Origin of the sequence: Acinetobacter lwoffii, from assembly GCF_024129735.1 — a bacterium.
Classification (GTDB): domain Bacteria; phylum Pseudomonadota; class Gammaproteobacteria; order Pseudomonadales; family Moraxellaceae; genus Acinetobacter; species Acinetobacter lwoffii_H.
This window is the reverse complement of record NZ_JAMXXK010000007.1, coordinates 1-12,399: the sequence shown is the minus strand read 5'-3', so window position 1 is coordinate 12,399 and position 12,399 is coordinate 1. Positions and strand designations below refer to the sequence as shown.

The window sequence follows — 12,399 nt, the reverse complement described above, 5'->3', positions numbered from 1 at the left end:
TTATAATGGGGTTGTTTAGTTCTATTGGTGGCTTTGTTAGTAAGGCTGCAAGTGCAGTAGGAAGCTTTTTGGGGGGTGCTGCATCAGGTAGTGGTAATGGAGGGAGGGATCGTGATTATGGTGGTGGTTCATATTCCACATCTACATCTACGAGTTCGACAGTAACTAACTATGATCCAGATAAAATTGAAGCTGCTAAACTTGCAAATGAACGTGTTGAGCTCGTCAAAAATGCTCAGCTTGAGTTGATGGAAGTAAATGCACGTCTTGAAGCAGTGATGATTGAAGCACGATGTAAAGGTTTTCAAGCGATGCAAGGTTCAATGATGCAAATGCTTAAAGAGGTGAATCATTTAGCGGAAGAGCGCTTGGTTCTATTGGAGAACGGTAGCCAAGAGCAAATTCAGAAAGTTGAATCGATGTATGCTGATTTAAGTAAAGACATGGATAATGATGATTTCATGTTTGCTAAAGTTCCACAGATGCTAGAACTAGCGGATAAATTCCCAGAGGGGTCGGATAGTCGAAAGCTTTATATGAGTGGGATTGATCGTGAAATGGCAAAGCATTTTGACTTCAAAACCGAACAGCTTAAGAACTTAAATACACGTTGTCAGATTGTGGTTGCATCAGTGGTTGCCAGTAAAGAGAAAATGCAACATCACATTGATACTGTTATTTCAAAGCGTATTGAGCATATCGAGCAAGTGATGCAGGTGAATTCACAGCTTCCTTATAATGCTACGGCACAGATTGGTGGTGGTGATTCATTAAAACTTGAACAGAAGTCTTAAATCAATGGTTAGCAACAAAAAGCTAGGTGATGTACCTGGCTTTTTGTGCATTGTTGAAGGTTTTAATTAAATCAGGGGTAAAAACTTGGCTATAAAGAGATAAAAACTATGAATCAAAATGGGATTAAAACTGTCAGAGCACAGTAATTCACAGATAAACATCATGTACTTGCAGAAAGAATTTTAGATGTGGTGGGTCGTATATACGATGGATACATTAGGCTTTACGGTATCTTAAAAGAAACAGACCAGTAATTTTATGACCTGACGGAGTTTTGCAGACGTATTTGGGTAAAAGAAAGTAAAGCTTGGGTAGCATTGGCTGGGGCTTGGCGGAAGCTATAAAGTAATATTCTGATCAGTATTCATTTCATTAAAAGATATTTGGGGCATAACGTGTCAGTAGAGCAACAGCAACTATTACTTTGGGATCAATTTTTAGCACTTTGGCCAGTCGAAAGAGTTAGGAACATGACACTCGAAGCATATTCTCAAGCTGGAAATAAAGACAATTTCACCTATTGGCTGGAACGTGAGACTAAACCAATTGCTAATATTTTAGGCGGTTCGGCATTTAAATTTGGTATTTATCACCGCAGCGCGACTGAAGATAAGCAAGATGGCAAAGGAAAAATCTATCAAGATGGTTATGCATGGTTAGAAAAATATGGTTCAACCAAAGAACAAGCTTTTTTAGAGGTAAAGAAGCGAGTTATTGAAACCATTGAATATGCACAAGCTGGTAATTTAGAAGCAATTGATGCACTAGATTTTTCACCTGTCGTTAAGTGGAAGATTGCCTTCTTATATCAAAATCAACAGCAACCAAAAATTATTTCAATTTTTTCAAAAACAATGCTGGATTTTCTGACTGAGAATAAGAAATTTAACTATGCTGAAGCCTATCAGCATTTGATAAATGCCAAAGGGGAAATGTCTTTACTCGAATATGGCAATCAATTGGTTCAAGAGTATATAGAGGCTCATCCTAAGCAGACCTATCTGACACCAACAGAAGCAGATGAAATTTTAAATGCAAAATATCCTGATCAATATATCAGTCGTCAAAAGATGACTGTTGTTACCAATGAGGTTGGACGTGAAATTGCATTGGTGCTGACGGGTTCAAAAGCAAGTTTCTTTATTGAAATAGATCCTGAAGGTTGTACGGATTATAGATTTCAATTCAAATCCACGAAAGAAGTTCCTAACGGAAAATACTCTGAGCATGATGGGCGGCATAGTGGATTAAAATCACAAAGTAAAAACTTGTGGTTAGGTAATAGAGCTTATTATATCGAGATAGAATCGGCTCAAGAACTTGAGGAATTCTGTGATTGGTATGAACAAGAAATACATCAATCTCACGCTACGGTGCTTGAGCGCAAAGTAAAGGAATTTTTAAAGTTTTGGCCAATAGACCGTTTAAAAGACCTTACACTTGAGCACTACCACCAAGCTAAAAATAAAGAATGTTTTATTACGCAAATTGACAGCTTTGATCCAACACAAGGCGATCCTACCTTTGCTTGTTATTTTGATATTTGGGAGCCTATAGGCCTAGGAAATAACGACAAATATCATAATGAAAAGCCGTATTCATGGAATAAACGGCTTGGGGATGATGCAAGTCTCGCATTTGAAACACTCAAGCAAGAAATACTTGAGATTGTAGATGCAGCTCAGCGCCGTGACTTAAAGGCAATTGACCAAATTCAGTTTACTAAAGGACTGAAGTGGACGATTGCATTTTTATATCAGGATTTTAACGATCCTTTCATCATTCCAATTGTGAGTAAAGTGAATACAAAACGTATTGGCTATGATCATCTATACCCTAAATTACCACTTCCAGAGTTTTTACCTCTTTTATTGGCTGATAAGGGAGAACAGCAATTTTTCCCTTATGTAGAAAAGCTTTTTGCGATGGTAAGAAAAGGCTACCTGGATAACAAACAAAAGAAACAGCAAACTGAAGAATTAATGGATGAAGTCATGACTCAACAACCTTTAAACCGTATCTTATTTGGCGCTGCAGGTACAGGTAAGACATTTCATACAATCAACCATGCACTATCCATTATTGAAAATAAAACCCTTGAATCATTAGAGGATGAAGATCGCACGGTGCTCAAAAAACGGTTTGATGAATATAAATCTCAAGGGCAAATCAAATTTGTCACCTTTCATCAAAGCTTTAGCTATGAAGATTTTGTAGAAGGGATTCGTGCTGAAACGGATGATAAAGGAAATTTAAAATATCCGGTTAAAGCAGGGGTATTTAAAGAAATCGTTGAGTTGGCTAAAGGAAATGTTCAATCCAATATTGAAGATGAAATTGACCTATCAAATAAAAAAGTCTGGAAGATGTCTTTGGGGAAAGCAGGGATTGAAGATGACCTGTACCGCTCTTGTTTAGACAATAATGTCATTCTGCTAGGATGGGGGGATGCAGTTAATTTTAGTAAGTGCGAAAATATACAGTTCATCAAGAGTAAATTAGCTGAAGTTAATTATCCTAAAGACAGTGAAGATACAGCTGCTGGTTATGTGAATACTTTCAAGAATAAAATTCAGAATGGTGATTTAGTCGTTATTACTGATGGGAATTTGAAGTTTAGAGCAATTGCTGAGGTTACAGGGAATTATGAGTATGATGAAAATCAGGAGTTTGGATATCATCAGCTCAGAAAGGTCAATTGGCTAAAAACTTTTTCACCAAGTTTGAAAAATGAGGATTACTTTAAGAAAATTTTCTCTCAATCAACAGTCTATAACTTAGAAAATGCTGTTGATAAATCGAAGCTATCAGCTTTGTTACAGCCAGAAGCTAAGCATTCAAGTAACTTAGAAAATAAATATGTATTGATTGTTGATGAAATCAACCGAGGTAATATTTCACGTATCTTTGGTGAATTGATTACTTTAATTGAAGATTCAAAACGTGAAGGAGCAGATGAAGCTTTATCTGTAACTTTGCCATATTCTAAAAAAGAATTTTGTGTGCCTGATAATGTTTATCTGATTGGGACGATGAACTCATCTGATCGCTCTTTAACAGGTTTAGATATTGCCTTGCGCCGTCGCTTTACCTTTATTGAAATGCCTCCAAAGCCAGAATTACTAAATGATGTGAATGTCGAAGACGTAGATGTTCAACAGTTACTAACGGTCATTAATCAACGTATTGAAGTCCTGCTGGATCGTGATCATTGCATTGGTCATGCTAATTTCATGTCATTGAAAGATCAGCCAACCTTGCAAAATCTCGCAGATATTTTTAAGCAGAGGATTATTCCACAGCTTCAAGAATACTTTTTTGATGATTGGTCAAAGATCAATATGGTCTTAAATGCCAATGGCATGCTTAAACCAAAAGTAGTGGAAAAATCAGCTTTATTCCCTAATGTCGATACTGGTTCAGAAGGCTTCTTTGAAGATCAAAAAACCTGGGAATTAGTTGATTCCACATTTGATTCACTTGAAAGTTTTACTAAGATCATTAAGCATTAATCGGGGATATCTATGCCTGATTTTACAGTTCGAGAATATGCCTTCATCAGTATCGCTTATGAAGGCTGTCCTAAGTCGACACTAGACCATGCTTATATTTCTGAGTCTGCCTTTGAGCATTTGTGTGAGTTGGCTGCATCCTTTTCAAAGCACGGCGCGAAAGTATTTGAATTGGCAGGTCGAAGAAAGATCAAGCTAGATCAGTATGTGGGTGTCATTGAAACCAAATGTGGCACACGTATTGAAATACTGCCGAAGCATGTGGAAATGAGTGGGACTGATGATCAAAGTATCATTCAGCAAGAACGTAGACTGCTTCAGAAAATGCTCAGTGTTTCTTTGCATTTACCCTACCGTGAAGCGGGTGCGGCGAACCTAAATCGCTTTAAACAGTCACTGCATGAGTGGATTATCAGCCAGTTTTTAGCCTCTTTTGAACGATTGGTTCAACGTGGCTTACGTTTTGACTACAATCGAGTTCAGGAAGAGCAGAAATTCTTAAGAGGGCAGTTGCAGCATGTAAAATACATGCGCCAGCCTCCTTCTAAAAGGCATATTTTCCCAATCGAACATGATGTATATGAGGTCAATCGCCCTGAAAATAGGCTGATTCGTACCGCATTGGAAATCGTCTGTAAAAAGGCTAAAGATGCGAGTAATTGGAAATTAGCGCAAGAACTCCGCCTGATGACGGGTGAAATACCACGAAGTCAGAACATAAGGCAGGATTTGAGACAATGGCAATCAGGACGCTTACTTGCGCTCTATGATGAGATTAAGCCTTGGACTGAGCTAATCCTTGGCGAATATATGCCTGTATCAACGTCCGGTGAGTGGCGTGGTATGAGCCTGCTGTTCCCAATGGAAAAGTTGTTCGAGCACTACGTGGCCTATCATCTGCGCCGTAACTTGCCTGAATCTAAGGTCAAGACACAGCATGCGATGGAACATATCTGTAAACATCAAAATAGCAATATCTTCAAACTCAAGCCAGATATTTTTATTGAGCGATCTGATGATAAAAATATTGTCATGGATACCAAATGGAAGTTGATTGATCAAAGTGATCGTAGTGGACGATACGGTTTAAAAGACAGTGATATTCAGCAGATGTTTGCTTACAGTCACTTTTACTTAGAACATGAGAGCGAAGTAATATTGATTTATCCTTATAGAGTTGAAAAGTTTAATCGGTCTTTAGATGAGTTTGAGTTTAGGCAAACGGATGGTGCAAAGCTGCGAGTCGTACCATTTAATCTGGATGAGCCAGAAAATTTTAAAATTATTTAGTCTTTTATCTTGTGAGGTTAGTACCATATTTGGGACTTAAAGCTACTTTTTAGCTAGATAGGTCCCAATTTAAGTACTTATCATTTGTCGTGATTAGGCAAATATTTATGGGTAATATGCCTTTATTCATTGAGTTCTTTGAGTCTTTGTAAAACCTGTTCCGAAAATGGGAGCCAGTAGTTCCAAGATTTATATGTAGGATTGTATGAGCCGCGTCCTTCACGTTTCCATTGTTTTAGCATCGCAGTGATTGCAGGGTTGTATGCACTATTTACTGAAATCATACCACTCGCAAAATGGCGAACATTAAGGTGCATGCCTTTAACTTTAAATTTATAGTCCTGCCAATTCGGACTGGTGTTCTGTAGTTCAGGCGTTACTGGTAGTGTGGTGGTTACTTTGAAGGAAGTAGAAGCTATTTGTTGCTGAGTGGATTGTTCTTGCGGAAGGGGGTAAATCCATTTTCTATTGTCTAGGTTCTCGAGGATTTGCTGTTTGGCTTCTGTACTTGGAATTGCAATATCATTTTTAAGAAGTGATGATAAATCGACTTCAATACATTTTGATTTAAAAACCTCAATGCGTTTTAGTTTTTCAGCATCAATAAAATGAGTGACTGCGATCTCAATTAAAATAGGTTCGCCATCAAAATAACCAATAAGGTCAGGGCGAATTAAACCGAGAGAAAATTCAGGTAATAATTTTTCGAAGGTCCACCATGCAGCTTCACTATCTGAGTCAGGTAGAGCAGGAAGCATAAGTCCCATAGATTCAAGAATAACCTCTTTGGCATATTTATGTAGTACGGATTCAGGGTTAATCGTACAGCTTACTTTATTACTTGCATGAGCAAAATGATGTTCCTTAATCTCACCTTTACGAGCGATAACAGCTTCACCACATTCAAAGCAAGTGCATTCGCATGCGAGCCCACGTTCAACCTGCTTAATATTAACCAATTTATTATTTTCGTTTAATGCAATATACATCGTCATGATTAAAATCCTTTAGGAAGTTGATTTACTCATTCACTATGCTTGTGATCTAATTGTCCAAACACCGTATAAAGGGGAAATACGGGTAAAATGGGGGTTTAAGTGTCTGAATTAAAATTAAAAGTTTTTATTGTGTTAGATGAGATTTTAAAGAAGGACTTAGCAGATAACAGGGCATACGATTGCTTAAAAGTAATCTGTAGAGCATCGATTGATGCTTTAAATGCTCAAAATGAAGAACCAATAACGTATACCAGGTATCAACTAAAACTTATTCTTGATGGTCAGCAATCTGTTGTATCGATGGATTCTAAAGATCTAGGGAAGTGGATGAGTTACAAAAAATTAAGTGCATACCTTGATCGTGTCATCACAAAACATACTAAAAAATTTGAAGAGATTGGTTATATTCCAGTTGTAAAAACCAACGATACAATTGGAGGAAAAGGGAATGAGCGCCGTTATTGGTTAGATATTACAGAATATGCTCAGATCCAAAATGAAGAGGATCAAAAGCTTGATGAAGATGAAATTTCTTATGAACGGGTAAATCCTTCAGAAATTAAATTGTCCTGGTTTTACCGATTTATTTTTAAAAATGGTGAAATGAAAAATAAAAGTATAAGAGGACTGTTTATGTTAATCGTTCTTTTTGGCGGTTTTATTTCATGGGCTATATATGTTTGTGCATTTTCATTAGTTTTAGTACGTGAAGGACAAAATTTCACGACTCTTGATTTGTTGCTTATAGTCTGTCTAATTGGATTTTCTTACCTATCATTCAAATATTGGTACATTCCGTTATGGAATTTACCAGAGCATCGTGTCATTAAGGCACCTATGACTTTTATTTCACTTAATGAAGATCATGCTGATATTGAGATGTATCGTGATAGAGAGCGTAATAAATTAACACGTGTAACTCGGTTTAGAGGGATATGTCCGATTTGTTCAGCAGAGGTTGTACTTAGAACTGGTCAACCTGATCATAATTTGCCGTTAGTTGGACGTTGTGTAGAAAGTCCTTTTGCGCATGTGTATAGCTTTGATCGAGTACTAATGATTGGGAAGCTGTTAAGTCGTTAATCATATTGAAATTAAGGGTGATCATTTAAGTCAATGAATTATTCTCCTATTTTGACAATCAATACAAATCAAAGGGATCATATATATGTGGTTGGTGATTTGCATGGCTGTTATAGCCTTTTGATGCAAGAACTCCAAAAAATTCATTTTGATTTTCAGAATGATGTGCTCATTTGTACGGGTGATCTTGTAGATCGAGGTGAAGAAAACTTAGCGTGTATTTCATTACTAGACCAACCTTGGTTCTATACGGTGCGTGGTAATCATGAAGAAATGTGTCTCAAGTCACCTCATGATCCTAAAATAAAAGATATTCATGCACGTAATGGAGGTGAATGGTTTTATCAGTTATCTCAAACACAGCGGCTAGAAATTATCGAGCGTTTTAAGCAGTTACCTTTAGTCATAGAAGTTCAATTGGAACATAAAAAGATTGGTGTGGTGCACGCAGACATTGACATACATAATTGGAATGCCTTTAAGCAAGATATTAGTCAAGGCGACTATAAGATCTCTGGTGTAACTTCTGCTTATAGCAATGCACTTTGGGGGAGAGGACGTATCCGTAATCATTCAGAACATTACGATATTGTGGAAAATATTGATGAAATTTATCTGGGACACACCATTGTAAAAGAGCATACTAAAATCGATAATTGTCATTATATTGATGTTGGTTCCTTTTTTACCAAAAAACTTTGTATTGTAAAAATCCAATGAATCTGACGATGTGGTAGGGGAGTTTGGTGGTGAAAAAAGTTCGATTGATCAAAAAATAAACACTTGAATCATGTATCCTAGCTTGTATCCTGTAATTTTTTAATATTAATTAGTGTAATAAAAACAATAGGGTAGGAGAGTGTTGTTGTCCGTCTGGGCCCACCATATAAAACAACCACTTACGTGTACTAATCGTAAGTGGTTTTTTTGTTTTTGGATATTATGAAATCTGAAGTAAGCAATTCACTTAATTGATCGTCGTTCTTATCTCGAAGGACTTAAAATGGGTTGCCTCCACTGATAATGAACTTTTCTAGTTTGCCTTTCAATAAAGATTCTTCGTTACCAGCTTAATAAAAAAGCATCTCCCTCAGATATTACTTTTGTTATCTAAATTCCATAAACATCCTCTTTAATCAAAAAAAAAGTTCATATTTATGAAAGAACTGTGAAGTAATTCAAAAAATATCAGCAAAAAAAGTGAAAAGTAGATGAAATGCATTTTACAACTGAAAAAATTATGCTAATTAATATGAGATGGTTTTTTAGTCAAAAATCATGATGTTTCAGGACGGAATATCTTAAGAAGCGTATTAAAAAAATGATTAAACAGGAGTTTCAATGATGCTTCAGCTTTTAAGAAAATTGTTTTGTTTGCATATTTATGAATATGAGCAAATGCAAGAAATCGGGGAACACAGGGAGTGTCGTAAGTGCGGTACGAATAAGGACTAAAGTTTTTGCAAGAAAAGTGAGCAATGGCTCACTTTTTTATGCTTGTTATGGGCTAATTTCCGTTAAAATTAAAGGGAAATTTCATCACGATGAACAGGCATATGAGTAAAGATTTTCATGCAGATACCTATATCGTCGACAGCAACCTGGCAGATACGCTGCACTGGCTCAGCCTGCATCAAGACAGCTATGACTCCTTTAGCTATGATGCAGTCACGCAAGCGCTGATGGTGCATCATGCCAATGGAGTAGATCAAATCCGAGTCGGAGATTATCTGAATGCCCGTTATGGCATTTTAATTACTGCACATAACTTTTCTGCGAGTTCATCAACTTAAACAGTGATTAGCTTGCCATTGCATCTGTAGCCAGACTGCGAACACTTGGTTTTGGCTGTTCTGCAACTAAACCTAATTTTGCAAAAAGTTGCTGATCCCGGCCTTGGGATGTATTAGGGGTCGTCAGCAGTTTTTCACCAGAAAAAATAGAATTGGCACCAGCCATAAATGCCAAAGCCTGATCCGAATCGCTTAAGGATTCACGCCCTGCAGAAAGGCGAATATAGCTTTTAGGCATCAACAAGCGTGCTACGGCAATGGTACGAATCCACTCAATCACATCCAGTTTTTCTACATCTGCCATCGGTGTGCCTTCAATCGGGACCAACATATTGATCGGCACAGATTCCGGATGAATCGCCAGAGTTGCAAGCTCATATAACAAACCAATCCGGTCATCACGACTTTCGCCCAGACCCACAATACCGCCACTACAGACTTTCATACCAGCTTGACGCACATGATCCAGAGTATCCAGACGATCATCAAAGCTACGCGTGCTGATGATATGTGAATAGTATTCACGAGAAGTGTCCAGATTATGGTTGTAATAATCCAGTCCTGCATCTTTCAAGCGTTCAGCCTGAGATCCATTTAGCATCCCCAGTGTCATGCAGGTTTCCAGACCGAGTGCTTTAACTTCACGCACCATTTCCAGCACATAAGGCATATCGCGTTCATGTGGGTTGCGCCATGCAGCCCCCATACAAAAGCGTGAACTGCCTGATGCCAGCGCCTGTTTGGCTTCCTGAATCACTTTATCGACTGCAATACGTTTTTCAGCTTCCAGTTTGGAATCATAATGCGCTGATTGTGAACAGTATTTACAGTCTTCAGGACATTTACCGGTTTTAATCGAAAGCAGGGTGCTCACCTGAACGGTATTCGCAGTGAAATGTTCACGATGAACCTGTTGCGCCTGGAACACTAAATCCATTAAAGGCTGTTGATATAGAGCTTGTATTTCTTCACGTGACCAATCATTACGTACCGCATCACTACTGTTCATCTCTTTCCCTATCTGTGCTTATTTATCATTCGGTCCATCTTAATAAAAATAAGCTTTTGCTTCACTAGCAAAATATGACCTTATATAAATGACAAAGCCCACACGAGGTGAGCTTTGTTTTTCAGTTGCCAGATTATTTATTACTGTTTATTTATTACTGTGATTTCCATGAATATCCTGGCCATGCAGATCACTACGGTGCTGCTTGTTAAACACGCGCTGATCCTGTTCATGCTGATTATTTTTTGGGGAATTAATCGGGCCATGTTGCGGCTGCTGCTGTTGTTGCTTCTGCTGGTCATGCTGAAGCTGCTCCAGCAGTTCTTGATTTGGATTTTTTGATGACATCATCTTTCCTCCACTTCATTTCTGACTATTTTTATTTATGCCATAGTCTGAAACATGGGTGTGTAAGGCTTTTAAGTGAAACTGTGAATCTAGGTAAAGTTGAAATGTATTTTAATAGTGATGGAAATTAGCTGGATTTTGCCAGTTGTTCTTGAACGGCCCAATCGATATGTACCTGCACAATTTCATCATGTTGATCACGCTGTTGCTGAAGGGCCTGAATAATCTGCCCATCAAAAGGCGCATTGCCCAAACCAATGGCGATATTGCGCATAAAACTTTGGTAACCTGTACGACGCATAGGGCTGCCTTCAGTCGTACTTAAAAAGGTGGCTTCATCCCATTGCCATAAGTCCAGTAAACTGACCTGATCCAGACCATGCCGCGGATGAAAATCCTCTACCAAAGTGACTTGGGCAAAACTGTTCCATGGGCAAATCAACTGGCAGTCATCACAACCAAAAACCCGATTACCAATTCCGTGTCGCAAATCTTCTGGAATAATGCCTTTATATTCGATGGTCAGATAGGCGATACAGCGGCGAGCATCTAACATATAAGGCTCGACAATGGCTTGAGTCGGACAGATGTCGATACACGCAGTACAGGAGCCACAATGTTTGGTCGCGGGTTCATCAAAGGGCAGTTCCAGTGAAGTAAACAGTTCACCCAGTACAAAGAATGAGCCTGATGTTTTATGAATCAGCAGGGTGTGTTTACCTGTCCAGCCCATGCCGGCACTTTCAGCCAGCGATTTTTCAAAAATGGGTGCAGAATCCGCAAAAGGACGTGATTCAAAATCTCCGATTTTTCCCCGGATTTTTGTCGCCAAGGTTTTCAGGCGACCGCGCATGGTTTTATGATAATCCCGGCCACGAGCATAACGCGCGATAATGGCAGAGTTGGGTGCATAAGGGATATAACGTGGTTCTGGTGCGTCGACCAGATAATCCATACGCACACATATAATGCTACGTGTGCCGGGAACCAGTAAGGCGGGATTGGCACGTTTTTCCAGATTCTCTTCCAGAAACTTCATGTCACCATGATAACCACGATCCAGATATTCCTGTAAGCGTGCTAATTCTGCTTGAGCATCTGGTTTGGCAATGACACAATCAGAAAAACCCAATTCTAAAGCCTGCGCTTTAATCCATGCTTTTAGCTCGGCTGGATCTTGTTGATAAACTTTAATTTGCGCTTGAGAATCGGGAGTTGCCATAAACCAAAGACAGGGAATAAGAAATGCAGCAACAAGTTTACCATAGCCGTGATCTACAAGCATGGGAGCAGCGCTGGTTTCAACAGCAAAATAGTTCCTACGGTTTAATGCAACAAGTCGCCTGGGGGATTAGTCAGCGGCTGATCACTTTATTTTCCCAGCAAAAAATAAAAAAAATCGCTGTCTGCTGTGGTCAGGGTAATAATGCCGGCGATGGCTATCTTGTGGCCAAATATCTCAAACAGGCGGGCTTCAGTGTTGGGTGGTGTTTCAAAAAGTATGCTGAAACAAAGCAGGTTGAATTTTGATAAAATAGAGAAATGCGAATAACTCTAGAAATCAAATGTCC

General features: G+C 38.5%; 10 protein-coding genes and 1 pseudogene. 7 read left to right on the top strand and 4 right to left on the bottom strand.

Going from position 1 to position 12,399, the window contains the following annotated elements; all coding sequences use genetic code 11:
• Positions 1–5 precede the first annotated feature (5 nt).
• From NI469_RS03365 to NI469_RS03355, 3 genes are all read left to right on the top strand, one after another.
• Positions 6–794 carry a hypothetical protein gene (locus NI469_RS03365; RefSeq protein ID WP_253174417.1) on the top strand — a complete coding sequence of 263 codons (789 nt, stop codon included), beginning with the start codon at positions 6–8 and terminating at the stop codon, positions 792–794.
• A gap of 396 nt (positions 795–1,190) precedes the next feature.
• Complete coding sequence (locus tag NI469_RS03360) at positions 1,191–4,307, top strand: AAA family ATPase (protein ID WP_420909160.1); 3,117 nt, start codon at positions 1,191–1,193, stop codon at positions 4,305–4,307.
• A 12-nt stretch (positions 4,308–4,319) separates the two neighbouring features.
• Positions 4,320–5,597, top strand: coding sequence for an McrC family protein (locus NI469_RS03355; RefSeq protein ID WP_071851784.1), 1,278 nt, complete (start codon positions 4,320–4,322; stop codon positions 5,595–5,597).
• Between the two features lie 122 nt (positions 5,598–5,719).
• Here NI469_RS03355 and NI469_RS03350 read toward each other — a convergent pair whose 3' ends face one another.
• A complete protein-coding gene (locus NI469_RS03350) occupies positions 5,720–6,592 on the bottom strand; it encodes a competence protein CoiA family protein (RefSeq protein ID WP_071851786.1) in 873 nt (290 codons plus the stop codon).
• A 102-nt stretch (positions 6,593–6,694) separates the two neighbouring features.
• Here NI469_RS03350 and NI469_RS03345 point away from each other — a divergent pair, with 102 nt between their 5' ends.
• From NI469_RS03345 to NI469_RS03335, 3 genes are all read left to right on the top strand, one after another.
• On the top strand, positions 6,695–7,678 hold the full coding sequence (locus NI469_RS03345; protein WP_071851788.1) for a hypothetical protein: 984 nt from the start codon (positions 6,695–6,697) through the stop codon (positions 7,676–7,678).
• Between the two features lie 33 nt (positions 7,679–7,711).
• The gene (locus tag NI469_RS03340) at positions 7,712–8,398 is read left to right on the top strand and encodes a metallophosphoesterase (protein ID WP_071851789.1); all 687 of its coding nucleotides are present in this window, start codon (positions 7,712–7,714) and stop codon (positions 8,396–8,398) included.
• An 836-nt stretch (positions 8,399–9,234) separates the two neighbouring features.
• Complete coding sequence (locus tag NI469_RS03335) at positions 9,235–9,471, top strand: hypothetical protein (protein ID WP_034438286.1); 237 nt, start codon at positions 9,235–9,237, stop codon at positions 9,469–9,471.
• Between the two features lie 7 nt (positions 9,472–9,478).
• Here the strand turns inward: NI469_RS03335 and bioB are convergent, their stop codons facing one another.
• From bioB to queG, 3 genes are all read right to left on the bottom strand, one after another.
• Positions 9,479–10,480 (bottom strand): biotin synthase BioB, encoded by a 1,002-nt coding sequence (gene bioB, locus NI469_RS03330; protein ID WP_004278930.1) that lies wholly within the window; start codon positions 10,478–10,480, stop codon positions 9,479–9,481.
• A gap of 147 nt (positions 10,481–10,627) precedes the next feature.
• Positions 10,628–10,831, bottom strand: coding sequence for a hypothetical protein (locus NI469_RS03325; protein WP_004278929.1), 204 nt, complete (start codon positions 10,829–10,831; stop codon positions 10,628–10,630).
• A gap of 124 nt (positions 10,832–10,955) precedes the next feature.
• On the bottom strand, positions 10,956–12,050 hold the full coding sequence (gene queG / locus NI469_RS03320; RefSeq protein WP_253174416.1) for a tRNA epoxyqueuosine(34) reductase QueG: 1,095 nt from the start codon (positions 12,048–12,050) through the stop codon (positions 10,956–10,958).
• Positions 12,051–12,073: 23 nt separating this feature from the next.
• On the opposite strand from queG, the pseudogene NI469_RS03315 reads away from it, so the two are divergent.
• A pseudogene (locus NI469_RS03315) lies at positions 12,074–12,352 on the top strand (NAD(P)H-hydrate epimerase); the annotation flags it as partial.
• Positions 12,353–12,399 lie beyond the last annotated feature (47 nt).

What these genes read in the sequence shown, in the direction of transcription:
- NI469_RS03365 (WP_253174417.1), top strand. Translation starts at nt 6, where the DNA reads ATGGGGTTGTTTAGTTCTATTGGTGGCTTTGTTAGTAAGGCTGCAAGT.
- NI469_RS03355 (WP_071851784.1), top strand. Translation starts at nt 4,320, where the DNA reads ATGCCTGATTTTACAGTTCGAGAATATGCCTTCATCAGTATCGCTTAT.
- NI469_RS03350 (WP_071851786.1), bottom strand. Translation starts at nt 6,592, where the DNA reads ATGACGATGTATATTGCATTAAACGAAAATAATAAATTGGTTAATATT.
- NI469_RS03340 (WP_071851789.1), top strand. Translation starts at nt 7,712, where the DNA reads ATGAATTATTCTCCTATTTTGACAATCAATACAAATCAAAGGGATCAT.
- NI469_RS03335 (WP_034438286.1), top strand. Translation starts at nt 9,235, where the DNA reads ATGAGTAAAGATTTTCATGCAGATACCTATATCGTCGACAGCAACCTG.
- bioB (WP_004278930.1), bottom strand. Translation starts at nt 10,480, where the DNA reads ATGAACAGTAGTGATGCGGTACGTAATGATTGGTCACGTGAAGAAATA.
- NI469_RS03325 (WP_004278929.1), bottom strand. Translation starts at nt 10,831, where the DNA reads ATGATGTCATCAAAAAATCCAAATCAAGAACTGCTGGAGCAGCTTCAG.
- queG (WP_253174416.1), bottom strand. Translation starts at nt 12,050, where the DNA reads ATGGCAACTCCCGATTCTCAAGCGCAAATTAAAGTTTATCAACAAGAT.